At 44.4% G+C, this 26,762-nt stretch carries 22 protein-coding genes, 6 tRNA genes, 1 rRNA gene and 1 pseudogene; 2 read left to right on the top strand and 28 right to left on the bottom strand.

All coding sequences use genetic code 11. From position 1 onward, the window contains the following. Positions 1 to 775: 775 nt before the first annotated feature. Positions 776 to 2,029: a [FeFe] hydrogenase H-cluster maturation GTPase HydF gene (gene hydF, locus NQ541_RS01940; protein WP_005612983.1), complete on the bottom strand. Its 1,254-nt coding sequence runs from the start codon at positions 2,027 to 2,029 to the stop codon at positions 776 to 778. A gap of 165 nt (positions 2,030 to 2,194) precedes the next feature. Between hydF and NQ541_RS01935 the strand changes: the two genes are divergently transcribed. Beyond that, positions 2,195 to 3,457, top strand: coding sequence for a dihydroorotase (locus tag NQ541_RS01935; protein ID WP_044941197.1), 1,263 nt, complete (start codon positions 2,195 to 2,197; stop codon positions 3,455 to 3,457). Between the two features lie 131 nt (positions 3,458 to 3,588). On the opposite strand, the gene NQ541_RS01930 is transcribed toward NQ541_RS01935, so the two are convergent. From NQ541_RS01930 to NQ541_RS01920, 3 genes are all read right to left on the bottom strand, one after another. Next, positions 3,589 to 4,767 (bottom strand): FprA family A-type flavoprotein, encoded by a 1,179-nt coding sequence (locus NQ541_RS01930; protein WP_005612981.1) that lies wholly within the window; start codon positions 4,765 to 4,767, stop codon positions 3,589 to 3,591. Positions 4,768 to 4,832: 65 nt separating this feature from the next. Then, positions 4,833 to 5,069 (bottom strand): putative Se/S carrier protein, encoded by a 237-nt coding sequence (locus NQ541_RS01925; RefSeq protein ID WP_044941193.1) that lies wholly within the window; start codon positions 5,067 to 5,069, stop codon positions 4,833 to 4,835. A 39-nt stretch (positions 5,070 to 5,108) separates the two neighbouring features. Beyond that, the gene (locus NQ541_RS01920; RefSeq protein ID WP_005612977.1) at positions 5,109 to 6,503 is read right to left on the bottom strand and encodes an alanine/glycine:cation symporter family protein; all 1,395 of its coding nucleotides are present in this window, start codon (positions 6,501 to 6,503) and stop codon (positions 5,109 to 5,111) included. Positions 6,504 to 6,771: 268 nt separating this feature from the next. Here NQ541_RS01920 and NQ541_RS01915 point away from each other — a divergent pair, with 268 nt between their 5' ends. Continuing rightward, on the top strand, positions 6,772 to 7,632 hold the full coding sequence (locus tag NQ541_RS01915) for a class I SAM-dependent methyltransferase (protein WP_005612975.1): 861 nt from the start codon (positions 6,772 to 6,774) through the stop codon (positions 7,630 to 7,632). A 137-nt stretch (positions 7,633 to 7,769) separates the two neighbouring features. Here the strand turns inward: NQ541_RS01915 and NQ541_RS01910 are convergent, their stop codons facing one another. From NQ541_RS01910 to NQ541_RS01795, 24 genes and pseudogenes are all read right to left on the bottom strand, one after another. Next, positions 7,770 to 8,498, bottom strand: coding sequence for an NAD-dependent protein deacylase (locus NQ541_RS01910; protein ID WP_044941210.1), 729 nt, complete (start codon positions 8,496 to 8,498; stop codon positions 7,770 to 7,772). 78 nt (positions 8,499 to 8,576) lie between these two features. After that, positions 8,577 to 9,230, bottom strand: a complete 654-nt coding sequence (locus NQ541_RS01905; protein ID WP_005612970.1) for a DUF6465 family protein — start codon at positions 9,228 to 9,230, stop codon at positions 8,577 to 8,579. A 147-nt stretch (positions 9,231 to 9,377) separates the two neighbouring features. Beyond that, positions 9,378 to 9,833, bottom strand: a complete 456-nt coding sequence (locus tag NQ541_RS01900; protein WP_005612964.1) for a MarR family winged helix-turn-helix transcriptional regulator — start codon at positions 9,831 to 9,833, stop codon at positions 9,378 to 9,380. 157 nt (positions 9,834 to 9,990) lie between these two features. Further along, entirely contained in the window at positions 9,991 to 11,769 is a 1,779-nt protein-coding gene (locus NQ541_RS01895; RefSeq protein ID WP_044941206.1) for an acetyl-CoA carboxylase carboxyl transferase subunit, read from the bottom strand. Between the two features lie 45 nt (positions 11,770 to 11,814). Next, positions 11,815 to 13,164, bottom strand: coding sequence for an acetyl-CoA carboxylase biotin carboxylase subunit (locus NQ541_RS01890; protein ID WP_005612954.1), 1,350 nt, complete (start codon positions 13,162 to 13,164; stop codon positions 11,815 to 11,817). 38 nt (positions 13,165 to 13,202) lie between these two features. Beyond that, positions 13,203 to 13,634 carry a 3-hydroxyacyl-ACP dehydratase FabZ gene (gene fabZ, locus NQ541_RS01885; RefSeq protein ID WP_023921902.1) on the bottom strand — a complete coding sequence of 144 codons (432 nt, stop codon included), beginning with the start codon at positions 13,632 to 13,634 and terminating at the stop codon, positions 13,203 to 13,205. Between the two features lie 22 nt (positions 13,635 to 13,656). After that, the gene (gene accB / locus NQ541_RS01880) at positions 13,657 to 14,115 is read right to left on the bottom strand and encodes an acetyl-CoA carboxylase biotin carboxyl carrier protein (protein ID WP_005612948.1); all 459 of its coding nucleotides are present in this window, start codon (positions 14,113 to 14,115) and stop codon (positions 13,657 to 13,659) included. A gap of 3 nt (positions 14,116 to 14,118) precedes the next feature. Then, a complete protein-coding gene (gene fabF / locus NQ541_RS01875; protein ID WP_005612946.1) occupies positions 14,119 to 15,357 on the bottom strand; it encodes a beta-ketoacyl-ACP synthase II in 1,239 nt (412 codons plus the stop codon). Between the two features lie 18 nt (positions 15,358 to 15,375). Further along, positions 15,376 to 16,125, bottom strand: a complete 750-nt coding sequence (gene fabG, locus NQ541_RS01870; protein ID WP_005612943.1) for a 3-oxoacyl-[acyl-carrier-protein] reductase — start codon at positions 16,123 to 16,125, stop codon at positions 15,376 to 15,378. Further along, positions 16,110 to 17,039: an ACP S-malonyltransferase gene (fabD, locus tag NQ541_RS01865; RefSeq protein ID WP_005612941.1), complete on the bottom strand. Its 930-nt coding sequence runs from the start codon at positions 17,037 to 17,039 to the stop codon at positions 16,110 to 16,112. The genes fabG and fabD overlap by 16 nt, the downstream gene beginning before the upstream one ends. Next, positions 17,032 to 17,973 (bottom strand): annotated as a pseudogene (gene fabK, locus NQ541_RS01860) (enoyl-[acyl-carrier-protein] reductase FabK); the annotation flags it as partial. The pseudogene fabK and the gene fabD, both read right to left, overlap by 8 nt. Positions 17,974 to 17,986: 13 nt before the next feature. Next, on the bottom strand, positions 17,987 to 18,211 hold the full coding sequence (gene acpP, locus NQ541_RS01855) for an acyl carrier protein (RefSeq protein WP_005612935.1): 225 nt from the start codon (positions 18,209 to 18,211) through the stop codon (positions 17,987 to 17,989). Between the two features lie 63 nt (positions 18,212 to 18,274). Then, the gene (locus NQ541_RS01850) at positions 18,275 to 19,198 is read right to left on the bottom strand and encodes a beta-ketoacyl-ACP synthase III (RefSeq protein ID WP_023921893.1); all 924 of its coding nucleotides are present in this window, start codon (positions 19,196 to 19,198) and stop codon (positions 18,275 to 18,277) included. A 108-nt stretch (positions 19,199 to 19,306) separates the two neighbouring features. After that, positions 19,307 to 19,645 carry a DUF3221 domain-containing protein gene (locus tag NQ541_RS01845; RefSeq protein ID WP_023921891.1) on the bottom strand — a complete coding sequence of 113 codons (339 nt, stop codon included), beginning with the start codon at positions 19,643 to 19,645 and terminating at the stop codon, positions 19,307 to 19,309. A 177-nt stretch (positions 19,646 to 19,822) separates the two neighbouring features. Next, entirely contained in the window at positions 19,823 to 20,413 is a 591-nt protein-coding gene (locus tag NQ541_RS01840; protein WP_005612926.1) for a cytidylate kinase-like family protein, read from the bottom strand. A 13-nt stretch (positions 20,414 to 20,426) separates the two neighbouring features. Next, on the bottom strand, positions 20,427 to 21,794 hold the full coding sequence (locus NQ541_RS01835) for an MATE family efflux transporter (RefSeq protein ID WP_005612924.1): 1,368 nt from the start codon (positions 21,792 to 21,794) through the stop codon (positions 20,427 to 20,429). A 287-nt stretch (positions 21,795 to 22,081) separates the two neighbouring features. Beyond that, on the bottom strand, positions 22,082 to 22,615 hold the full coding sequence (locus NQ541_RS01830) for a methylated-DNA--[protein]-cysteine S-methyltransferase (RefSeq protein WP_005612922.1): 534 nt from the start codon (positions 22,613 to 22,615) through the stop codon (positions 22,082 to 22,084). Positions 22,616 to 22,883: 268 nt separating this feature from the next. Next, a tRNA-Leu gene (locus tag NQ541_RS01825) sits at positions 22,884 to 22,969 on the bottom strand. A 27-nt stretch (positions 22,970 to 22,996) separates the two neighbouring features. Beyond that, positions 22,997 to 23,070 (bottom strand) — tRNA-Asp (locus tag NQ541_RS01820). Between the two features lie 54 nt (positions 23,071 to 23,124). Further along, positions 23,125 to 23,198 (bottom strand) — tRNA-Ile (locus NQ541_RS01815). 28 nt (positions 23,199 to 23,226) lie between these two features. Beyond that, positions 23,227 to 23,299 (bottom strand) — tRNA-Thr (locus NQ541_RS01810). A gap of 6 nt (positions 23,300 to 23,305) precedes the next feature. Next, positions 23,306 to 23,377 (bottom strand) — tRNA-Glu (locus NQ541_RS01805). A gap of 169 nt (positions 23,378 to 23,546) precedes the next feature. Then, positions 23,547 to 23,618, bottom strand: a tRNA-Asn gene (locus NQ541_RS01800). 76 nt (positions 23,619 to 23,694) lie between these two features. Then, a 23S ribosomal RNA gene (locus NQ541_RS01795) occupies positions 23,695 to 26,588 on the bottom strand. Positions 26,589 to 26,762: the final 174 nt, after the last annotated feature.

Below are 26,762 nucleotides of genomic sequence, written 5' to 3'. Positions count from 1 at the left end.
AAGTCGCCTCCTTTTCGTACTTTTGACTTCAGTACGACAAGCGGTGACTGTACACTCTCCCGTGTGTGTCGTGAGAAACTCACACGTTGTTTCATACTACTACCTTATGGTATGGTAAACAGTAATCAGTTGTGATTCGTACAGTGACTTGTCGCCAGTTTCCTAACTTGACATTCGCTCCACGGAAAACCTGCCCTTGCTTATCTTTTTTTTTGCAGGACAGCAACCTCACGCTTCATTGCTATCATGTCACAGCTCTCTTAGTATAAATGATACTTTCCTTTATTTCAAGTCTTTTTTTTTATTTATTGTATTTTTTTTCGTACATTGCAGATTCTTGACATATACCAATTAGAATGGTATATTATATCTGACTTGTAGAAGAACCAAAGGCGGTTTTCCCTGTAGGGAGATCGTCTTTTTTTTTGCAGGTCAGATCCTTGGTCATCGTGCAGTATTGCAGTATGCCAGAGCCGGACGTTTCCCCCAAGAATGTCCCTGCCGCGGCAAAATCTCCTTCTGCATTTATATCCTCTTTGCAGGGATTCCCCAGTTAATATGCAGATGTTCTGCCCGATGGCTCAAGAATCCTCTCAATTACATACCATGAAAATAACGCTGCTGTCCGGAGTTGCAGATCCGGATGTGCAGCGTTATTTTCGTTTTCTGTATAAAATTTCTATCCGGCATTCTCTGCCTGATTCCTGTGTGACATTTTCTTCCCACTGTCATTTATCATTTTCTTCCTATTATAATAGGAAAGAACTCTTTCAGTTTACAGAATCTTTCCGGTAAAACTTTCTCTTCTGAACAGTTCAGCGATCTCCGGGAATATTTCCACGCTTCTTTTTAATATTCCATGCGTATATGCGATCAGTATCCCATAATTTGTCATTGGTACTTTCTGCCCTTTTGACCTCTCCAGCCGAATCTGCATTTCCCGTTCATTAAGCATACATCCTCCACAATGTACAACCATTTTATAAGGACTCAGATCTGCAGGGAACTCTGTTCCTGATGTAGTTTCAAAAAGAAGCTCTTTTCCGGTATACTCCCTGATCCATTTCGGGATCTTTACCGTTCCGATATCTCCGCACTGCCGATGGTGAGTGCATCCCTCGCTGATCAGGATTTTATCTCCGTTTTTCAGCTTATCCAACATCATAACTCCTTCTATATTCGTTCTGAGATTTCCCTTATAGCGTGCAAACAGAATCGAGAATGATGTTAATTTTATCTCTTTTAATACATTGCATGCTACTTTCTCAAACACTTGACTGTCTGTAATCACAAGCTTTGGCGGTATTTTCAGATTTTCAATGGTTTCTTTCACTCTGTCCTCTTTGGTAACGACTGAAATTGCTCCCGATTCCAGAATGTCCCGGATCGTCTGCTGTTGAGGAAGGATCAGCCGCCCTTTTGGTGCAGATTCATCAATCGGGATGACAAGCACAACAACATCTCCCGATTCCAGCAGATCTCCCACGATTCTTTTTTTATTTTTCTCTGTGCAGATGCTTTCCCCGATTCTTTTCTTTAATTCACGGATTCCTTCTCCTGTCTCCGCACTTACATAAATCAGGCTCTCTTCCGGCACTTTTCCCCTGCCCTTTGACTGTATCCGGTGTTCTTTTAAAAGATCGCTTTTATTTACAGCAATGATAAAAGGCACCTTTCTTTTTTCTATTTCCTTCAGCAGGGCAAAATCTTCTTTCTTTATGCCTGTCCCTCCATCAATCACTACGATAGCCAGATCCGTCCGATTCAGCATCTGATAGCTTTTTTCTACCCGCAGCTTTCCAAGTTCCCCGTCATCATCAATTCCCGGCGTATCGATCATTACAACCGGGCCGGCCGGAAGAAGTTCCATCGCTTTTACGACCGGATCTGTTGTTGTTCCCTTTACGTTGGAGACTACAGCCAGATTTTGTCCTGTCACCGCATTGACGATACTTGATTTTCCTGCATTACGGCAGCCAAAAAATCCAATATGTGGCCTTTCTGCTGCCGGAGTCTGATTCAGATTCATTCTCCTGTCCTTTCCTGTTCCTATTTTTATCCGTCCATGTTTCAGATAGATTGCCTTAACGGCAAGTTACTTTTCTTTATCTTTCATTCTATTATACACAATTCATCGCAAATACGTTATACTGATATTACCTATAATTATGATTTTTTACAGGAGGATTTATTTATGCTTATAAAAAATGGTTATATAATTGATCCCGCTTCTGGCAGAGCGGAATTTGCTGATCTTCAGATTTCTGATGGGAAAATTTTTTCAATCGGACAGCATCTTTCAGTTTCCCCGTCAGAAGAGATCATTGATGCTTCCGGACTGACCATCGCTCCGGGACTGATCGACACCCACGTTCATTTTCGTGATCCTGGCTTCACCTATAAGGAAGATATTCATACAGGTGCTTCTGCCTCCGCTGCCGGCGGATTCACTTCCGTGATCTGTATGGCAAATACCAGTCCTGTCGTTGACTCAGTTTCTGTATTTTCCGGCCTCGCTGCCCGCGAAAAAGAAGAAGCTATTCACATTTATCAGGCTGCTGCCGTTTCCCATGATCTCAAAGGGACAGAACTGACTGACATGAAAGCTCTTGCCGCTGCCGGTGCGTGCGGATTTACTGATGACGGCATTCCGTTAAAAGATGCTGCATTCCTTCTGAAAGCCATGGAGCTTGCCGCACAACTAAACCTCCCAATCAGTCTTCATGAGGAGGACCCGTCTTTCATTGAAATAAATGGAATCAACCACGGAGCTGCTTCTGATTTTCTTGGGATCTACGGTTCTCCTTCGATTGCTGAGGAATCCCTTGTCGCCCGTGACTGTATGCTCGCCCTGAAATCCGGTGCAGATGTCGTGATCCAGCATATCAGTTCCGGAACTTCCGTGGAACTGGTGCGTACTTTTAAAGCTCTTGGAGCAAAGTTGCATGCAGAGGCAACTCCTCATCATTTTACGCTGACTGATGAGGCAGTAATAAAATATGGTTCTCTTGCAAAAATGAATCCACCGCTTCGTACAGAAAAGGACCGTCTTGCCATCATACAGGGACTTTGCGACGGAACCATCGACATCATTGCCACTGACCATGCCCCGCACAGTGCAGAGGAAAAGAGCCGTCCGATTCCATCGGCTCCAAGCGGGATCATCGGGCTTGAGACTTCACTTGCACTTGGCATCACTTCTCTTGTACGTCCGGGTCATCTGACTCTGAATCAGTTACTCGAGAAAATGACAGTTAATCCGGCTCATCTGTATCATCTTCCTTCAGGAAAACTGGAACCGGGGGCTCCTGCTGACCTGGTACTTTTTGATCCGAACGAAAAATGGATTCCGACAGAGTACCATTCCAAATCTTGCAACTCTCCATTTACCGGTTGGGAATTATATGGAAAGGTAAAGCGGACTATCTGTGCAGGAAAGACAGTTTACACTGATTGATCTAAATCGATTTGATTTAATCCCTCAATAAAAATACCGGCTATACAGATCCTGCATCCTGTTCAGGTCCGCTATAGCCGGCATTTTTATCCACTCTTTTATATTGCAGCTTTTCTTTTATATCTCTGCTTTTATTTCATAAGTTCTTCTGCCATCTCATCCAGCTCTTTCAGGTTCTCTTCACTCAGAGAGGACATAATCTTCACTGGTTTCTCCAGCATTGTAATATTTTTGCTCTTCTCCAACATTCCTGCAATCACTTTTCCTGCAGTAGATGCCCAGGAACCATTTTCAATCAGACCGATCGTCCGGTTCTGATAATTCCGTTCTTTCAGATGTTCGATGAAAGTTCTCATAAACGGGAAGATATCTCCATTATAAGTGATTGTGGCAAGCACCAGCTTTCCATAACGGAATGCATCCTCTACCGCTTCTGCCATATCCTCGCGGGCAAGATCACATACCACAACTTTCGGGCAGCCTTTTTCCTTCAGTTTTTCTCCCAACAGCTCTGCAGCCTTTTTGGTATTTCCATAAACAGAAGTATAAGCGATCATAACACCTTCTGACTCAACGCCGTAAGAAGACCAGGTCTGATACTGTCCCAGATAATGCTCCAGATTTTCGCTTAAAACCGGTCCATGCAGAGGACAGATCTTTTCGATTTCAAGTGCAGATGCAGCCTTCAGAAGATTCTGAACCTGGACACCATACTTTCCAACGATTCCAAAATAGTAACGGCGTGCCTCACAGTCCCAGTCTTCCTCTACATCCAATGCACCGAACTTTCCAAATCCATCCGCTGAGAACAACACCTTATCCGTACTGTCATAAGTCACCATAACTTCCGGCCAGTGTACCATCGGGGCGAAGACAAACGTAAGGATATGCTTTCCAAGTTCCAACTTCTCCTGGTTCTTAACTACGACTTTCTTTCCCTCTAAATCCAGGTTGCGGAAAAAGTTGGATATCATAGTAAAGGTCTTCGCATTGCCCACAATCTTTGTATCCGGGTATACTTCCATGAACTTCTCAATATTGGCTGAATGATCCGGTTCCATATGCTGGATGATCAGATACTCCGGTTTCGCTCCGTCCAGTGCATTCTTTACATTCTCCAGCCATTCTTCTCCAAATGCCTCATCAACTGTATCCATAACTGCGATCTTTTCATCCCGGATCACATAAGAATTATAAGCCATTCCATTCGGAACAATATACTGCCCCTCAAATAAATCGATATCATGATCGTTCACGCCTACATAAATAATTTCATCCGTTACCTTCATCTTCTCTGCCCTTTCTTTCATGATGTATTTTATTCACCTTGAGTATAACGCAATTAAAAATATATGGCAATCCCGTCTTTTCAGGATTAAACCATACATTCATTCACTCCCGCTCTGTTAATTTCTCTTTCAGCCAAAATCTTTTCTATCAGCTCTTTGTCCTCAGGCGGTGCGGCCCACGCCAGCCCACACCCTGCGGACAGAATCCGGGGAACCGGGATCAGCCGTCCCGATATTCCCTTTTCTTTACAGATCCTTTCCATTGCCATCGCATCTGCTGTCGTATGAAAGGTTACAACAATTTTTAATTCCTTTTTTCGCATGAGACCACTGCCCCTTCTCATTGCACCCAAAACTGCAACTTATTTTTTCCCTTCGTTTTCAAAGTATTCTTTTACAAGCTTCACAACAACCCCTGATAACAGAAACACTGCAATCAGGTTCGGGATTGCCATCAGTCCGTTAAATGTCTCCGCAATACTCCACATCAGACCAAGATCCATCGTAGCACCGACGATCGCTACCAGCGAATAAAATACCATAAATGGTTTATTGACTTTTGAACCAAACAAAAATTCAATACATCTTGTTCCATATAAGCCCCATCCAAGGATTGTGGAAAATGCAAAACAACACATGGCAACTGCGGTAAAAATAGAAACCCAGTTTCCATAAGTAGAAGTAAACCCGTTGATCGTAAGCTCTGCACCTGCAGCCTCACCATAACCAATGGAAACGCCACTGCAAAGAATAACCAGTGCTGTCATTGTGCAGATCACGATCGTATCTACGAACACCTCAAAAATTCCAAAAAATCCCTGCTTGACCGGTTTCTGCGTATCAGCACATGCATGGGCGATCGAACCTGTACCAAGACCTGCTTCATTAGAAAAAATTCCTCTTGATACACCTTTTTTCATACTCATAAAGAAACTTCCCACTGCACCGCCTGTAACAGAAGCCGGAGAAAATGCACCTTCAAAAATTGATGCAAATACACCCGGAACATTCTTGATATTCAACAGGATCACGCCCAGTGCCAGCAGAATATAAACGACTGCCATAAACGGGACCAGCTTCTCTGTAACCCGGCCGATCCTCTTAATCCCTCCTAAAAGGATCAGGGCGATCAAAGCGGCAAGAACAATTCCGATGATCAGGTTCAATGTTCCTGACTTTCCTGCTTCAATGACTCCATAATTGATCAATGCTGAATCGATCGCTGTCGTGATCGTATTGACCTGAGTTGCATTTCCTGTTCCGAATACAGTCAGCACACCAAACGCTGCAAAAAGATATGCCAGCCAGTGCCAGTTCTTCTTCAGTCCATTTTTTATGTAGTACATTGGTCCGCCTACAAGATCTCCATCTGCATTCTTTTCACGGAAATGAACTGCAAGCGTTACTTCGGAAAACTTTGTACACATTCCAAGGATTGCAGAGATCCACATCCAGAAGACCGCCCCCGGACCTCCGATAGCGATCGCACCGGCCACACCGGCTATATTTCCCGTTCCTACCGTAGCTGCCAGTGCCGTACATACTGCCTGAAACGGGGTCAACGCTCCGTCCGATGCATCCCTCTTCCTGAGCATTCGTCCGATCGTCACCTTCATCGCATACGGGAATTTGCGGATCTGTAAAAATCTCGTTCTGAAGCTCAGCAGCAGACCAACTCCAATGATGCAGATCATTGCCGGCACACCCCATATAAAGTTGTTGACAACATTATTTACTGATTCAATCGTAGATAACATTCTTTCATTCCTTTCTCATCTGAAACTGCGGCATCCTTTCTCCAAGTCAGCTTCCCCAAAAACTGTCATTTTACATCAACGCCGCTTTACCTTGCCAAACCGCAGTTTAACTGTTGAATTATAGCATATTTTCACCTTAAAGTACAGAATTTACATAAGATTCTTCTCTTGAGTGGCAGCTCTTTCCTGTGCTATAATCATAAGGTCATATAAAGCAGCATTTTATTTTGCGTGAAATGCTTACAGATCAGAAAGGACTTTTATATCTATGTGGATTGCAGATAATTGGAAAGACTATGAAATTATTGACTGTTCAAAGGGGGAAAAGCTGGAACGCTGGGGCAAATATCTTCTCGTCCGTCCTGATCCCCAGGTCATCTGGGACACCCCGAAGACCGACCGTGGCTGGAAAAATATGAACGGTCACTACCATCGCAGCAAAAAAGGCGGTGGTGAATGGGAATTTTTTAAGCTTCCTCAGCAGTGGCAGATCCATTACGGTTCGCTTACTTTTAATCTCAAGCCGTTCAGTTTTAAGCATACCGGTCTTTTTCCTGAACAGGCAACCAACTGGGACTGGTTTTCAGAAAAGATCCGCAACGCCGGCCGACCTGTCAAAGTACTGAATCTCTTTGCCTATACCGGAGGAGCTACCCTCGCAGCCGCGGCTGCAGGTGCAACTGTCACTCATGTTGATGCCTCCAAGGGAATGGTCACCTGGGCAAAGGAGAATGCTGTATCTTCCGGGTTGAAAGATGCTCCGATCCGCTGGCTTGTAGATGATTGTGTGAAGTTTGTAGAACGTGAGATCCGCCGTGGCAACACCTACGATGCCATTATCATGGATCCGCCTTCTTACGGACGCGGCCCAAAAGGTGAGATCTGGAAGATTGAAGACATGATCCATCCGTTGATCCGGCTCTGTGCAAAAATTCTGTCCAAAGATGCATTATTTTTCCTGGTCAACTCCTATACAACGGGTCTTGCACCTGCAGTACTGACTTACATGATCTCCACCGAATTAAAATCCTGGAACGGTCATGTTGATTCTCAGGAGATCGGACTCCCTGTTACAAATTCAGGACTGGTTCTTCCCTGCGGTGCTTCCGGCAGATGGGAATCCCGTTAATTTTTCTAATACTGGTTGCCTTTTTACATTGCAAATCATATGAAAAAAGCATCGGAATAAGGAATCTCTTCCAAGAGTTTTCTTTCCGGTGCTTTTCCTTTGCTTTTCTTTACTTCTCTTTTTTCCGGCTTTCTGATTCATCTTACCTGGATTGACCCAAGAATCTCCCCAATAGGTGCTGCAATGTTCAGTTCTGCCCGGACTGCTTTCTCCGTGCTGGATTTATTGATAACAACCAGGTGCTTTCCCCGAAAATAATCAATAAACCCTGCTGCCGGATATACAACCAGCGATGTGCCTCCGATGATCAGTGTATCTGCTGAACCGATTGCCCGGACGGCACCATCCATTGTCTTTGCATCCAGTCCTTCTTCATATAGTACCACATCCGGCTTGATCTCGCCGCCACAAGAACAGTGCGGTACACCTTCCGATTTTTTTACATACTCTGCGTCATAAAATTTTCCGCATTTCATACAATAATTTCTATGGATACTTCCATGAAGTTCATATACTTTTTTACTGCCTGCCGACTGATGAAGACCATCAATATTCTGCGTCACAACTGCCTGAAGCTTTCCTGCTGCCTCAAGCTCTGCCAGCTTCAGATGTGCCGGGTTCGGCTTTGCATCCAACATCATCATCTTCTCTTTATAAAATTCATAAAATGCTTCCGGATATTTTATAAAGAAACTATGACTGACAACCTGCTCAGGAGAGTACTTGTATTTCTGATGATAGATTCCGTCTGCACTTCTGAAATCCGGAATCCCGCTTTCAGTTGAGACTCCTGCTCCTCCGAAAAATACGATCCTGCTGCTCTCATCTATAATCTTCTGAAGTTCCGCTATTTCCTTTTCATACATCTTTTCTTTCCTCACCACATACAGTAAATGCGGTACATACTTCATGTACCGCATCTCCTGGAAATAATTTTATGTATCTTACAGATCTACTCTTCCGGTTGTATCGCCATTGACAACATAATATGCTGCTGACTCTTCCGGTTTCAGATAAATCTTGACATCCTTCATCTCTCCGACTTTTCTCTTAAGATTCTTTGTCCAGATCTCTTTCACTTTCTGAAGGATCTCTTTTTCTGTATATTCCTTACCTGCAAACTGAAGGAACATCTCCGTCTTAAGCTCTGCCTTTTTGGCTGTTGACTTCTTCGCTGCTGTCTTCTTTGCTGCAGTCTTTTTCACTGCTTTATCTGCTGCCTTTGCAGTAGCTTTTACAGCTTTTTCCGCTGTCTCTGCAGTAGCTTTTACAGCTTTTTCCGCTGTCTCTGCAACTTTCTTTACGGCTTTCTTCGCTGTCTCTTTTGCTGCAGTCTCTTCTGTCTGAACTTCCGGTGTATCCACTAATACTGCTGCCTTTGTCTCGAGCTTCATTGTAGAATCTTTCTTAGTCTCAATCGCTTTTGCAGCTTCTGTCTCTTTCTTATCGGCCTTTTTTTCCGGCTTTGCAACCGGAGTCTTTGCTGCTTTCTCTTCTGCTTTCACTGCTTTTGCTTCAACGGCTTCTTTAACGGCTGCTTTCTCTTCTGCTTTGGCTGCTGTTACTTTTACTGTTGAATTTGCTTTCTTTGATACCATAATCTCGTTTCCCTCCTAAATTATACACCCAAGTACAATGGATTTTTCCTGCTTTGTACTTGTGAATAAATTCACAGTTCTATCAGATTGTACCGCATTTTTCCCAAAACGTCAAATTCAAGAATTTTTCCTTTATTTTTCTTCCTCTCATGACCGATCCTGATTGTCAGAATAACTCCTGAAAAAAGTATCCAGTCCTCTCAGAGTCTTTAACAGTACCGGAATTTCCGTCTCGTCCAGTTCCTCGATCACAGCATTCGTCATCTGTTCATGAAACTTTGCATGATGCCTGTAAGCCCGCTGCCCCTTTTCTGTCAGCCAGATATAGACCACCCTCCTGTCCTTCTCACCACGTTCCCTCAAAACGTACTTTTTATTGACCAGTGCATTCATTGCCGTCGTAAGTGAGCCTGCTGTGATCTTCATTTTTTTTGCCACCACAGACATCGTCGTCTTTCCGGTCAGACCGATTGCCTCGATAATATGCATATCATTGTTCGTAATATCCTTAAACTCTTCCGTTATGATCGCATTTTTTTCCAGTTCCCATATTTCATTAAATAAATGTACCAGAATATCATTGATCGTCTCATAGGTTTTCATTCCTGATTTCCCTCCTCCGCCTTATCATCCCGGTGCATTTATCCGTCATTTACAGCTTTCTGAAACGCCTGCCGTTATCTGTCCGCTACAGCTTTCCGAAACGCTCGCCCCATCCTGTCCGCTACAGCTTTCTGAAACGCTCGCCCCATCCTGTCCGCTACAGCTTTCTGAAACGCTCATATCTTCCTTCCAGCAAGTCTTTCGTTTCCAGCTTCTGGTATTTTGTCAGAAACTCTGCCAGACCTGCCCGCAGCAGTTCTGCAGTTGGTTTCATCGTCAAAACACTGAAGTTTTGTGGTTCCGGGAATACTCTCTCGATCACCCCCAGTTTCTTCAGATCGGCTGCTGTCAGTTTCATCATCTTTGCTGCTTCAACCGACCGGCTGCTGTCCTTCCATAAAATGCTTGCAAACCCTTCCGGCGAAAGGACAGAATAGACACTGTTCTCCAGCATCCACACTTCATCTGCCACCGCCAGTGCCAATGCACCACCACTTCCGCCTTCACCGATCACAACAGAAAGTACCGGCACTTTCAATCCCGACAATTCAAATAAATTTCTTGCGATTGCTTCTCCTTGCCCGCGTTCTTCCGCCTCCATTCCGCAAAATGCACCCGGAGTATCTACAAAATTGATGACCGGACGATGGAATTTTTCTGCCTGCTTCATCAGCCGCCGTGCTTTTCTGTACCCTTCCGGGGAAGGCATGGCAAAATTCCGTTCCAGATTTTCTTTTGTCGTCCTGCCTTTTGCCTGTGCGATCACCGTCACACAGATTCCCTGAAAATATGCAATTCCTCCAATGATCGCCGGATCATCTCTGTAATATCTGTCTCCATGTAATTCTACAAAATCTTCAAACAAAATGTCAATATAATCCTTGCCGACCGGACGCTCTTTTGAACGGGATCGGCAGACCCGCTCCCATGCCGTAAGAGATTTTTCAGACCATGGTTCCTGTTCTGCTGCTTTCTTTCCTGCTTTTTTTTCTGTCATTCCTGCCTTTGGGACCGGTTCTGTTCTGTCGGATTTTCTGACCTCTTTTCCCTTTCTGCAATCCGGGTGGACATGATCATGCATTTTCAGGATCCTTCCCAAAACCGGCTTCATATTTTCCCGCTTTACAATCTGATCTACAAATCCATGTTCCAAAAGAAATTCTGCCCGTTGAAATCCTTCCGGCAGTTTCTCCCCAATCGTCTGCTCGATCACCCGCGGGCCTGCAAACCCAATCAATGCCTGTGGTTCTGCTATTATAATATCTCCCAACATGGCAAAGCTGGCTGTCACGCCGCCTGTCGTCGGATCTGTCAGTACCGTCACATATAACAGTCCTGCATCGCTATGACGTTTTAATGCCGCTGAAGTCTTTTCCATCTGCATCAGCGAAATAATCCCTTCCTGCATCCTCGCTCCACCGGAACAGGTAAATAAGATCACAGGAAGTTTTTCATTTGTGGCACGTTCCACCGCCCGGGTGATCTTCTCGCCGACTGCATACCCCATGCTTGCCATCATAAAACGCCCGTCACAGACTCCGATCACTGCCTGCGTGCCGTTGATTTTTACACGCCCGGTCACAACAGCTTCTTTTAATCCCGTCTGTTCCCTGAGTTTCTTTATCTTTTCAGAATATCCTTTAAATTGCAGCGGGTCAGGCGGACCGTCCATTCCATCTAGATCCATATCCCACTCTTCAAAACTTCCTTCATCTGCGATCATCTCAATCCTTTTGTATGCAGGAACTCTGAAATACCCATGACATTTCGGGCAAATATATGCTCCATTGATCACTTCTTCCGACAGGATTGCCGCACCACATTTATTGCATTTTTTCAAAAGCCCTTCCGGTGCTTCCGGTCTTCTTCTTAAACGCCCCTTTCGTACAGGATTCTCTCTTTCCCCTGTCTTTTTAAACATATTCTGAAGTCTCATTTTTACTCCCTTCTTCCGTCCCTGCATCACGAAATTCCTGCTTCTTTATGCCAAAAGTCCTTTTGCCTCTGTAACAAATTCCACATCAATATTTCCTGAAATAAAATCAGGGTGATTTAAGATCGAATACTGATAATCTATATTCGTTTCAACACCTTTGATGATTACTTCTCCTAATGCACTTTTCATTTTATGGATTGCTTCTTCCCTGCTGTCTCCATGAACGATCAGCTTTGCCAGCATAGAATCATAACAGGGCGGTACCTGATAACCTGTATAAACCGCAGTATCTACACGGATTCCTTCCCCTCCCGGGAAATGCACATCTGTGATCGTGCCTGGTGATGGTCTGAAATTCTTCATCGGATTTTCTGCATTGATCCTGCACTCAATGGCATGTCCGCTGATACGCACTTCTTTCTGCTTCATGCCAAGTTTCTGACCATCTGCAATCCTGATCTGCTCTTTAATCAGATCCACCCCCGTCACCCATTCCGTGACCGGATGCTCCACCTGAATCCTGGTATTCATTTCCATAAAATAAAATGCTCCGCTCTTTTCAAGAAGAAATTCGATCGTACCGGCATTCCTGTAGCCTGCTGCCTTTGCAGCCCGGACAGCTGCCTCTCCCATTTTCTTACGCAGACCGGCACTCAGTGCAACCGATGGAGATTCTTCGATCATTTTCTGATGGTTTCTCTGGATAGAACAGTCACGTTCTCCTAAATGGATTACATTCCCATAGTTGTCTGCAAGAATCTGAAACTCGATGTGCCTCGGATGCTTTACAAAATGTTCAATATACATCGTTTCATCTCCAAAAGCGATCCCGGCTTCTTTCCGTGCTGTCTGGAAACTCTGCTCAAATTCTTCCGGGTTCTGTGCCACACGCATTCCCTTTCCGCCACCACCGAGTGCTGCCTTGATAATAACCGGATAACCGATTTTTTTTGCGATCTTTGCCCCTTCCTTCACATCATAAACTGCCTCTTTACTCCCAGGAATGACCGGGACTCCTGCTTTTATCATGGTATTCCTTGCCTCAGATTTATTTCCGAGCCGGCTGATCACGTCCGATGGTGGTCCGATATAGACAATATTACACTGCTCGCACAACCGGGCAAACCGGCTGTTCTCTGAAAGGAATCCAAATCCCGGATGGATTGCATCCGCACCGGATACCAGCGTCGCACTGATGATGTTCTGCATATTCAGATAACTGTCTGTGGAAGGTGCCGGACCTATACATACTGCTTCATCCGCAAGCTGTGTATGCAGAGCATCCCTGTCTGCCTCTGAATATACTGCAACGGTACGGATTCCCATCTCTCTGCACGCCCGGATGATCCTTACCGCAATTTCACCTCTGTTGGCAATCAGTATCTTTTCGATCATATCTTACTCTCCCATCTGAAACTTACTAATGCTAAAAGCTATTCGCCTACCATAAAGGTAAGCTCTGCTGTCACTACCGTCTTTCCATCTACTGATGCTGTCGCTTCACCGACCCCGACCGGACCTTTTCTTTTGATGATCCTCGTTTCCAGACGCAGCCTGTCTCCCGGCAAAACCATTCCCTTAAACCGGCACTTCTGAACGCCTCCGAAAAATGCAATCTTTCCACGATTTTCCGGCAGACTTAGAATCGCAACTGCACCGGTCTGTGCCAGTGCCTCTAAAATCAGCACACCCGGCATCACTGCTTTCTGTGGGAAATGCCCCCGGAAGAAATCTTCATGATAGGAAACACCCTTGTATCCCACGGCATATTCTCCAGGCACGTAATCCTCAATCTGATCGATCAGAAGAAAAGGATGTCTGTGCGGAATAATCTGCTGAATCTGTTCTGTATTTAAACTGTGCATCGTTCTGTCCTGACCTTTCCTGTTATCCAACTGCAAAAAGTGGCTGTCCATATTCTACGGACTGACCATTCTCTACAAAAACTTCTGTCACTGTTCCTGCAAAATCTGATTCAATCTCATTCATCAGTTTCATCGCCTCAATGATCGCTACGATCTGACCTTTTTCCACTCGCTCCCCGACTTTCACAAACGGTTCTTCATCTTCTGCCGGAGCAGCATAGAACGTTCCTACCAGTGGTGCTGTCACAATTTTTCCCTTTTTCTTCTCCGATCCGTCTGCTTCATTTTTATTTAATGCGGCTTTCTGCTGCACAATTTCTTCCGTACATGACACCTCTTCTATCTGCTGTCCAGACTGAATAGGCTGTAGTTTCTTTTTCAAAGAGATTTCTGCATTTTCATCTTTATATTCAAGCTCTGTAAGGTCCGACTCTGATACTGCATCGATCAACTGCAGCAGTTCTTCCATTTTCATACTCATGCTCTACTCCTCATAGCGTTTTACGATCAGTGACACATTATGACCGCCAAATCCCAGGGAATTTGACATTGCATAATCAATTTTCTTTTCCACCGGAGAACCAACTGCATAATTCAGTCCACATTCTGGATCTATATGCTCTGTCCCTATGGTCTGATGGATAAACTGATCCTCAATACTCTTTACACATACAATCACCTCAACAGCACCGGCTGCACCCAGCATATGGCCGACCATTGATTTGGTAGAATTGATCACTACCGTTTCTGCCGCCTTTCCCAGTGCATAACGGATCGCTCTTGACTCAAACAGATCATTATGATGCGTACTTGTTCCGTGTGCATTAATATAGTCAACCTGCTCTGGCTGTATTCCTGCTTCTTTCATGGCAAACTTCATCGCCATGCCTGCTCCGGATCCGTCTTCTGCAGGGGAAGTAATATGATAGGCATCACCGGTTGATCCGTATCCTGCCATCTCCGCATAGATTCTGGCACCTCTCGCCTTGGCATGCTCCAGTTCCTCCAATACAACAATTCCGGCTCCCTCTCCGATCACAAATCCATCCCTGTCTTTATCAAATGGCCGGGATGCTGATGCCGGATCCGGATTACAGGACAATGCTGTCAAAGCTGTAAATCCCGCTACACCGGAAGGACAGATACTTGCTTCTGTTCCTCCCGCCACACAGACATCAAGATCTCCATACTGGATTGCCCGCATAGCATCTCCGATGCTGTTTGCCCCTGAAGCACAGGCAGTCACTACATCTGTACATTTTCCTTTCAGTCCAAGCTGGATTGATACATTTCCTGCTGCCATATTGGAGATCATTAACGGAATCATCAATGGATTCACGCGTCCCGGACCACGCTCCTGCAGTTTTTTATAATTTTTTTCATGACACTCCAGTCCACCAATTCCTGAGCCAATGATTGTCCCGATACGGTAGGGATCTTCCTCTGCCATATCCAGTCCTGCATCTTCAAATGCTTCTTTTGCTGCCGCCACTGCATACTGGGAAAAAGATTCCATTCTTTTTGCCGCTTTAAAGTCCATTCGTTCTTTTGCGACAAAATTCTTTACTTCTGCTGCAAGTTTTACTTTATATTCTGATGCATCAAAATGTGTGATGGGAGCGATTCCTGATTTTCCTGACCGGATTCCATCCCAAAATTCCTCTATGGTATTCCCGATCGGTGTCACTGCACCCATTCCTGTTATAACTACTCTGCGTTTCATTTCTTTTCCTGCCTCCTTCTACATTGCCATGCCACCGTCGACATGGATCGTCTGTCCTGTTATATACCGGGCAGAATCAGATGCAAGAAATGCGACTGCTTCTGCAACATCTTCCGCTGTTCCAAAGGCTCCCATCGGGATCTGTGCCACAGCGGATTCCCTGACTTTTTCCGTAAGAACTGCTGTCATTTCTGTCTCAATAAATCCCGGAGCGACTGCATTGACAGTAATTCCTCTGGATGCAAGTTCTCTTGCAGCACTTTTGGTCAGTCCTATCACGCCTGCTTTGGATGCCGAGTAATTTGCCTGTCCTGCATTCCCAAGGATTCCTGAAACTGATGACAGATTGATAATTCTTCCGCCTCTTTGTCTGAGCATCTGCCTTGCAGCAAACCGGATACAATGGAATGTCCCTTTCAGATTGGTATCGAGGACTGTATCGTAATCTTCTTCTGACATTTTCATCAGCAGACCATCTCTCGTGATTCCTGCGTTATTGACCAGAATATCCAGTCTTCCAAAGTCATCCGTTACTTTTCTGATCATTGCTTCTGTGGCCTGATAATCTGCTACATTACACTGCATGATCTCTGCAATTCCTCCGTCAGATTCAATTTCTGCTTTCACTTCCTTGGCTTTCTCCATTGAACCATGGTAATTGATCACAACTGCTGCCCCCTCTGCTGCCAGCTTCAAAGCAATCGCTCTTCCAATTCCCCGGGAGGCTCCTGTCACTAATGCAACTTTTCCTGTCAATGTATTTTGCATAACTCATTTACCACCTTTTTCAGATCTTCGACTGTACTGATATTATATGTCCGAACTTCTCTGCTGATCTTTCTCATAAATCCGGTCAGTGTTCTTCCCGGACCGATCTCTATAAAAGTATCTACACCCTGACTGAGCATTTTTTCTATACTCTGCTGCCATCTGACCGATGCCGCCACCTGCTTTGCAAGAAGGGCTTTTGTCTGATCGATTTCTGAGACATATTCCGCTGTAACATTTGTCACATAGGGAATTTGTAATTCTGAGAGTTCCACACTTTTCAATTCTTCTCCCAGCTCTTTTCCTGCTTCTTTTAATAATGGAGAATGGAATGGCCCACTGACTTTCAACGGAAGAATTCTTTTTGCTCCTGCTGCTTTCAGCCGTTCTGCTGCCTTTTCCACCGCATCGTTCCAACCGGTAATCACGATTTGTCCGGGACAGTTATAATTTGCAACACTCACACCTTCCATCGATGCCACCGTCTTTTCGACGATTTCTCCTGAAAGACCTAACACTGCCGCCATTGCACCTTGTCCATCCGGAATTGCATTCTGCATCAGAAGTCCTCTTTTTCTTGTGATTCGGATTGCATCCTTCAGCTTCATTCCTCCGGCTGTTACGATCGCACAATATTCACCCAGACTCAGTCCTGCTGTGACATCTGCCACAAGACCTTCTTCCTCAGCAACACGCTCCATCGCCATGCAGACTGTCACGAGTGCTGCCTGTGTATATTCTGTCTGATCCAATCTGTCATTTTCTTCAAAACAAAGCTTTTTCATGTCGATGCCAAGCAATTCGGTTGCCTGGTCAAAAACCTTCGCAGCCGTTTTGTACTGGTCATAAAAATCTTTTCCCATCCCCGCTTTCTGTACGCCCTGTCCGGGGAAAATAAATGCAACTTTACTCATAAATTTCTGTTCCTCCAAGCAATGCATCTGTCTCCTGCACCAGCTTTTCGATTACCTCTTTGCAGGACATTTTTTCTTTAATCATCCCTGCGATCTGACCTGCCATGACACTTCCATTTTGAACATCCCCATCAACAACCACTTTTTTCAGTCCACCAAGCGTCAGTAACTCCAGCTCTTCAAACGCAGCACCTTCCTGCTCTTTCTGTAAATATGTCTTTGTCATCTGATTGCGGAGGGCTCGTACCGGATGTCCGGTAGAACGTCCCGTAACCCTGGAATCAATATCCCTTGCTTTCAGAATACAGTTCTTGTAATTTTCATGTACCTGTGCTTCTTCTGTTGCAACAAAGCGGGTTCCCAACTGAACTCCCTTCGCTCCCAGCATGAATACCGCTGCAACACCTCTTCCATCTGCAATCCCACCAGCTGCAATAACCGGAATCTGAACTGCATCCGCAACTTGTGGAACAAGAACCATCGTTGTATTTTCTCCGATATGGCCTCCTGCCTCCGTTCCCTCTGCAACAACAGCATCTGCTCCACACCGTTCCATTCTCTTTGCGAGGGCAACCGATGCAACTACCGGAATCACTTTCACTCCGGCTGCTTTCCACATTTTCATATATTTTTCCGGAGATCCTGCACCGGTTGTCACCATCGGCACAGCTTCTTCAACAATTACTTTTGCTACTTCATCTGCATGAGGACTCATCAACATAATATTCACACCAAAAGGCTTCTTCGTAAGCTCTTTTACCTTCTGTATCTGTTCCCGTACCCATTCAGCAGGAGCATTTGCTGCCCCGATCAGACCAAGTCCCCCTGCCTCCGATACAGCCGCAGCCAAATGATATTCTGCAACCCATGCCATGCCTCCCTGTATAATGGGATATTCAATTCCAAGCAGTTTTGTTATTGATGTCTTCATTTTGAATTCCTCTTTCTTATTTGTGACTTTCTACATAAGAAACCACGTCTCCGACCGTTTTGATTTCTTCCAGATCTTCACTCGGTATTTCAATTTCAAATGCTTCTTCAAACGCCATAACCAGCTCAAAAAGATCCAGTGAATCTGCTCCAAGATCCTCCTTGAATGAAGTATCTGTTGTAAGTGTATCTGCCTCCACATTTAATGACTCTGCTACAATTTCCTTAATCTGCTCTAACATTTTTATTTCCTCTCTTTTCTTTTCATTTTTTCTATGTAATAAGGAAAAGTATCCTTTTCCTGACTACCATTCAAATAAGCACCCTGCCCAGGTCAGTCCCGCACCGAATCCTGCCAAAAGCATGCTCTGCCCTTGCTTTAAAATTTTCATCCGGTTCATTTCATCCAACAAAACAGGGATCGAAGCTGCCGAAGTATTTGCATATTTGTCCAAATTCACCGGAAATTTTGAATCTTTCAGGTTCAATCTTCTGGCAACAGCTTCTATAATCCTTTGATTCGCCTGATGCAACACAATATGATCTATCTCTTCCGGCCTGATCCCGGCCTCCCCGGTAAGTTCTAAAATCAATTCCGGCACTTTGCGTACTGCAAATTTAAAGACTTCCTGACCATTCATTTTAAGGAACGACTTTGTGCTTCCCACAAGAGCTTCGCCCTTTGTCCCGTCAGAATGTGCTGCCATATGGCAATACCCCTTCTCTTCTGCTTTTACCACAACTGCCCCCGCTCCATCTCCAAATAAGATACACGTTCCCCGATCCGACCAGTCAACCATCCTGCTCATCCGTTCTGCCCCAATGACCAGCACCGTTCTGCATATACCGGAATGGATATACGCCTGTGCTGTATGAAAGGCAATCACAAATCCAGAACATGCCGCATTCACATCATATCCCACTGCATTGACTGCACCGGTCATTTTTTGGACTTCACATGCCGTACATGGATAAACCGTTTCTGATGAGGAAGTTGCCACAAGGATCATATCAATCTCCTCCGGTTCTGTCCCGGCATTTTCCAAAGCCTTCAGAGCCGCCATTGAAGCCATATAAGACGTGGTCTCTTTCTTTGCTATATGACGCTGCCTGATTCCTGTCCGCTCCTGAATCCATTCATCACTGGTGTCTACAGATTCTGCCAATTTAAAATTATCTATGATATAGTCCGGCAGATATGATCCTGTTCCACATATTTTTCCAATCATTTTTTTCTCCAACTCTTTCAAAATAATTTGAGTCTTAAATACTTTGACTTTCAAAGTATATCACAATAAAAAAATATGTCAACAAATTTTTTTCATTTTTATATCCACTTAATCCACAGAATTTTTTAATGTAATACCATATACAGTATTTATTTGCAACGGATCACTTTCTGCAATTTTCCCGTCATAATATACTACAACTTCATCACCGACAGATACCTCTGCATAGTTGTCCCGATTTTTTTCATTTAACGATACTTTACACCTCGTTCCATCAGGATACCCTTCCTTATTAATTTCAAGCAGAATAGAATTATCCTGTACTTCCAGGACAGTTCCCGTAATATCAGGCTTATTTTGCAGATTTCTATTCACATTCCGATTGCTGCAGCCTGCCAGATTCAACGCAATAATTAATATTAAAATGAATGATGTCCACTTTTTCAAACTTTTCTCCTCCTCCCGGTAGCCCTTACGAACTCTGATATCGGAAATACAAAGGTGCAGGACATCCGGTGGATGTCCGCTTTGCACCGACCGCAGCGGCAGCGGCGATCCCCAAAATCTGATAACACATTATAACACAAAATTATTCATAAGTGAAAGCAGAGTATCCTGCTGTTCTTATAATTTTGCACAATCTATTATAATTTTCTGACACAGATCATACCCTAACACAGAACTGTTCAAAGACATGGTATAGTTCTCTGCCATTCCCCATTTCTGTTCGGTATAAAAATTATAGTTTGTTCTGCGTCTTTTATCTATATCGTTTATCATTTTTATAGCATCCACTTCTGTAACATTATATAAGCTGCAGATACGCCGGACTTTTTCCGGTATGCTTCCATGTATAAAAACATTTAATACATCTTTTCTGTCCTTTAAAATGAAATCTGCATTTCGCCCTATGATTACGCAGTTTTCTTTTTCAGCGATTTCCATAATTACTTTTCTTTGTGCTTCATACACCATATCTTCTACTGATTTTCCCGTAATATCACGACCAGAAAAAGCATACGCAAACCATCCTTTCTTCGGAGATAACTCAGCATTTTCCCGAACATACTCCGATGATAACCCTGCCTGTTCTGCAATCTGTCCGATCATTTCTTTATCATAATAGGCAATACCAAGCTTTTTTGCCACTTCTTCACCAATAAAACGGCCACCACTTCCGAATTCCCTGCTGATTGTAATAATTCTCTTTGCCATAACTGTCTCCTCCTTAACTTAATCTTTCCACTTTGTTCTTTCGGATTTTCTTTAAAAATACATATCCCACCAGACAAGCAATAAGCTCAGTAATTGGGAATGCCCACCAGATCAATGAAATCCCCATCTGTCCGTTTCTGACAAAAGTGGAGAAAATGCCCGCCAGTGGTAATATGACTATTAACTGTCTGAGTAATGAAATCACCAGCGATTCTATACCACCATCCAATGCCTGATAAATTCCCTGATATGCTACATTAATTCCGGCAAAAATAAAGCTGACAGAGATAATTCTCATGGCTCCGATAAAATATTCTCTGGACTGTCCTGCATTAAATAAAGTAGCGAAAGCCCCCGGGAAAATTTCTGTAATCGCTACACCAACAATCATAAGTACAATCGTATAGATCAATCCATACATAATTCCATCCTGAACTCTCTTTTTGCTGTGCATTCCATATGCAAAAGCAATAATCGGTGTAATCGCATCTCTCAGCCCAAAGGCAAGGAATAATACAAACTGCTGCACTTTATAGAACAACCCATAGGCTGTCTGTGCCGATGGACTGAACTTCAATATCAGATTCATTGCATAAACCATAATAGACATAAGTGCCTGTGCAATAATTGCCGGAAGTCCGATGGCATAGATTTCCCGGATAATTCCACCATCCGGTTTCATATACTTTACATTATGCTCAAATTCTTTATTCATCTTTATATGGAATACAAACAACAATACCGCGGACACCACCTGCCCGATTACCGTTGCATACGCAGCACCTTCCACTCCCATTTCAGGAATCGGTCCTATTCCATAGATCATAATTGGATCAAGAATAATATTTATCACTGCTCCCACAACCTGACCAATTGTTGAATAAAGAGAACGTCCGGTTGCCTGTAGCAGTTTTTCAAATAATGAGAAGGAAATAATTCCAAATGAAATGATACAACATATTCTCAGATAGCTCGTTCCCATTGAAACAACCTCCGGATCAACTGTCTGTGATGAGATGTATGCTTTTACTCCAAAAATTCCAAATAACAAGCATATTGCATAAATGATTATTCCTAAAAATAAGCTGTTTCCTGCAACTTTTGCAGCCTTTTTCTCATTTCCCTGTCCCAGGGTTCTCGCAAGAAGTGCATTAGTCCCCACACCAGTTCCAATTCCAACCGCCACCATTAGCATCTGAACAGGGAACACAAGTGTAAGTGCATTAAGTGCAGCCTCACTTCCTCTTCTCATGTTTCCTACAAACGCACTGTCTACAATATTGTAAACAGCCTGCAATGCCATTGATAAGATCATCGGTATTCCCATCTGTACCATGAGCTTATTTACCGACATTTCTCTCATTTTGTTACCTTCAGCCATCTTAACTAAATCCTCCTTTTCTGCATAAAAAAAGTGTGAACTTATCTGATAAGCCGGACTTACGCTGATAAGCTACACACTTTCGATGATATTATATATTTTAATAATGTGCGACATCAGTTGCACAAAAAAACGAGTAGCAAAACTGGATTTACGCTAATCTGCTACTCGTTCAAAAATCATTATATTTTCTTTTTAGTGAAAAGTCAAACAAAAATTGTCACAAAAACTATTCTCACATAAAAACTATTCTTTATTATACATAACAAAATATCATACAATATCTTCTACAACGCAGTTCCTTTCTTTGGAATAAATAGATGGCTCATATCTGCATGTTCCAGATTAAGCAGTGAAATTTTTTTATCAATTCCACCTCCATATCCTGTCAGACTTCCGTTTGTACCTACTACACGATGACATGGAATAATAATGGAAATCTCATTATGTCCAACGGCTCCTCCGACTGCCTGGGCAGACATACGGGGAACTTTTTTCACTTCAGCCATCCGGCGAGCAATCTCTCCATATGTGATCGTCTGCCCATAGGGAATCTGCAATAGGAGCTGCCACACTGCCTGTCTGAATGTTGATCCTGCTGGATGCAGAGGTGGCGTAAATGGGGGTTCTTCTCCGGTAAAATACAAATCCAACCATTTTTTTGCTTCTCTGAGAATCTCCGTTTCCTGTAAAATTCTTTCATCTGGAAGTGTATTTGCAAAATATTTCTGTCCTTCGAACCACAAACCAGTAAGTCCTTCTTCATCAGAAGCTAAAAGGATATTACCAATCGGGGATTTGTATCTACTGGCATATATCATATTTATTCCTCAAAAATTATACCTAAGAAATATATCAGAGTCTTGAATTACTTATTGTACCCGTCTGTTCTTTTTATCATCATTATATCGTAATTCACTTTATTATACCGCATTTTATCTCCTATGCATATCAAATTATATTCCTCATAATAAAATATTGTCACTGAAACAGGAGTTTATCATAAAGTGTTCAAAGGTGTTCAAACTTTTTCCTTTAAAAAAATAAGAGAAACGCTGTAAATTCAACGTTTCTCCCATTTTTTACTAATGCCGCAGACCGGAATCGAACCGGTACGGGTATCACTACCCACGGGATTTTAAGTCCCGGGCGTCTGCCAGTTCCGCCACTGCGGCATTTGTCAAGATGATCAACATCTTGAACGACCCAGAAGAGACTCGAACTCTCGACCTTCGCCGTGACAGGGCGACGCTCTAACCAACTGAGCCACTGGGCCAAATATTAAATTATAAGCTTCGCTACCCCTACTCTTCCAAGTAGTCTAGCTAAGTGGACCTTCGGGGACTCGAACCCAGGACCGACCGGTTATGAGCCGGTTGCTCTAACCAACTGAGCTAAAGGTCCAAATTGATTAGTGTTCCCTCAGGAACAAAGCCGATGATCGGACTCGAACCGATAACCTGCTGATTACAAATCAGCTGCTCTGCCAATTGAGCCACATCGGCAATGAATGACCCCGACGGGAATCGAACCCGTGTTACCGCCGTGAAAGGGCGATGTCTTAACCGCTTGACCACGGGGCCAAAATGCTGCTAACATCCTCAACAGCGATTTTAATCATATCATAAAATTATATATTTGGCAAGCTTTTTTATATATAAAATCTTTTTTTTGATTCTTATCTTCGTTTTCTAAATTCTTCTTTAGAATAAAGTTATAAAAAAAATCTTGCACTTAAGCAAGATCTTTTAACTCCCCGAGTTGGGCTCGAACCAACAACCCCACGGTTAACAGCCGTGTGCTCTACCATTGAGCTATCGAGGAATATTCAATTTTTGTATACCTTGAAAACTACATACAGTTAAAAACCAACACCATCATCCATTTACCTATCACTGCTTTGGTTATGCCCTCGACCTATTAGTAACAGTCAGCTCCATGTGTTACCACACTTCCACCTCTGCCCTATCTACCTCGTCGTCTTCAAGGGGTCTTACTAACTTGACGTTATGAGATATCTCATCTTGAGGGGGGCTTCACGCTTAGATGCCTTCAGCGTTTATCCCTTCCCGGCTTGGCTACTCTGCTATGCCTTTGGTAAGACAACAGATACACCAGCGGCCAGTCCATCCCGGTCCTCTCGTACTAAGGACAGCTCCTCTCAAATATCTTACGCCCACGCCGGATAGGGACCGAACTGTCTCACGACGTTCTGAACCCAGCTCGCGTACCGCTTTAATGGGCGAACAGCCCAACCCTTGGGACCTACTTCAGCCCCAGGATGCGATGAGCCGACATCGAGGTGCCAAACCACTCCGTCGATGTGAACTCTTGGGAGTGATAAGCCTGTTATCCCCAGGGTAGCTTTTATCCGTTGAGCGATGGCAATCCCACTTTATACCACCGGATCACTAAGTCCTACTTTCGTACCTGCTCCACCCGTCGGTGTCGCAGTCAAGCTCCCTTCTGCCTTTGCACTCTTCGAATGGTTTCCAACCATTCTGAGGGAACCTTTGAGCGCCTCCGATACCCTTTCGGAGGCGACCGCCCCAGTCAAACTCCCCACCTGACATTGTCCCCCAGCCGGATCACGGCTGCTGGTTAGAAACCCAGTACTGCAAGGGTGGTATCCCAACAGCGGCTCCATGGCTACTGGCGTAACCACTTCAAAGCCTCCCACCTATCCTGTACATACAATACCGAATCCCAGTATCAAGCTGGAGTAAAGCTCCATGGGGTCTTTCCGTCCTGGCGCAGGTAACCAGCATCTTCACTGGTATTTCAATTTCACCGGGTGCATTGTTGAGACAGTGCCCAAATCATTACGCCTTTCGTGCGGGTCGGAACTTACCCGACAAGGAATTTCGCTACCTTAGGACCGTTATAGTTACGGCCGCCGTTTACTGGGGCTTAAGTTCAAAGCTTCGCCTTACGGCTAACCTCTCCCCTTAACCTTCCAGCACCGGGCAGGCGTCAGCCCATATACCTCACCTTTCGGTTTTGCATAGACCTGTGTTTTTGCTAAACAGTTGCTTGGGCCAATTCTCTGCGGCCATCTTACTGGCACTCCTTCTCCCGAAGTTACGGAGTCATTTTGCCGAGTTCCTTAACAATGCTTCTCCCGTCGGCCTTAGGATTCTCTCCTCATCCACCTGTGTCGGTTTACGGTACGGGTATCCTGCAAACAATAGCGGCTTTTCTTGACAGTCAGCTCACGTGCTTCCCTACTTCTTTTCGGTCCACATCACGTCTTCAGATTGAAGAGCGGATTTGCCAGCTCTTCTCCTACCTCGCTTGTACCGGTCTTTCCATTCCCGGCTCACGCTCTCTGCCTGTGTCCCCACAGTTCTGTTACAGGATAGTACAGGAATTTCAACCTGTTATCCATCGACTACGTCTTTCGACCTCGCCTTAGGCCCCGACTTACCCAGAGCAGATCAGCTTTACTCTGGAAACCTTAGATATTCGGCCGGAAGGATTCCCACCTTCCTCTCGCTACTCATTCCGGCATTCTCTCTTCTTAAAAATCCACAGCTCCTTCCGGTACTGCTTCGTCTCTTTAAGAATGCTCCTCTACCAATTGAAATTCATCAATTCCAAAGCTTCGGCAGTGTGTTTCAGCCCCGGACATTTTCGGCGCAGGACCTCTCGACTAGTGAGCTATTACGCACTCTTTGAATGGATGGCTGCTTCTGAGCCAACATCCTAGTTGTCTTCGAAATCCCACATCCTTTTCCACTTAACACACATTTTGGGGCCTTAGCTGTTGGTCTGGGCTCTTTCCCTTTTGACCACCCAACTTATCTCGGATCGTCTGACTCCCATACATCATCTACACGGCATTCGGAGTTTGATATCCCTTAGTAAGCTTTGACGCCCCCTTAGGAATTCAGTGCTCTACCTCCGCAAGACTCGTATGAGGCTAGCCCTAAAGCTATTTCGAGGAGAACCAGCTATCTCCGGGTTCGATTGGAATTTCTCCCCTATCCACACCTCATCCCCACCCTTTTCAACGGATGTGGGTTCGGTCCTCCATTGCCTTTTACGGCAACTTCAACCTGGACATGGATAGATCACCCGGTTTCGGGTCTACTCCGACTGACTCTTCGCCCTATTCAGACTTGGTTTCCCTTCGGCTCCACACCTTCAGTGCTTAACCTCGCCAGCCAGCGTAACTCGCCGGACCGTTCTACAAAAAGTACGCGGTTGAGCATATAAAGCTCTTCCACAGCTTGTAAACATATGGTTTCAGGTTCTTTTTCACTCCCCTCCCGGGGTCCTTTTCACCTTTCCTTCACAGTACTATGCACTATCGGTCACTAAGTAGTATTTAGCCTTACGGGGTGGTCCCCGCATATTCCCACAAGGTTCCACGTGTCTCGTGGTACTCTGGATCCCGCCATGTCAACTCGTCTTTCGCTTACGGGGCTTTCACCCTCTCTGGCCGGCTTTCCCAAAACCGTTCTGCTAAACTTGTTGAATCAATTCCGCGGTCCGAACCCCAGCATGCACGCACACTGGTTTGGGCTCTTCCGTTTTCGCTCGCCGCTACTCACAGAATCACATGTTGTTTTCTCTTCCTCCGGCTACTTAGATGTTTCAGTTCACCGGGTTCCCTTCCTGACGTTATGGATTGGCGTCAGGATACCTGAGGTTTGCTCAGGTAGGTTTCCCCATTCAGAAATCTCCGGATCAATGGGTATTTGCCCCTCCCCGAAGCTTTTCGCAGCTTATCACGTCTTTCATCGGCTCTTAGTGCCAAGGCATCCACCATACGCTCTTATCAGCATAACCAACTCGACCTCATCCCACGGGAATGGGATAATGTCCACACATGCATAGCGTTGCATGCGTTGGTGATAGTCAATTTTTTTTGAATCTGTTTTCTTCAGATCTTAAGTTAATGTTGTTAACATTACCTCGGATGTCTTGATTAGATATTTATCTTAATCTATTGATTTTCACTAT

Source organism: [Ruminococcus] lactaris ATCC 29176 (assembly GCF_025152405.1).
In the GTDB taxonomy this organism is placed as follows: Bacteria; Bacillota; Clostridia; order Lachnospirales; family Lachnospiraceae; genus Mediterraneibacter; species Mediterraneibacter lactaris.
This window is presented reverse-complemented; position numbering and strand designations above follow the sequence as displayed.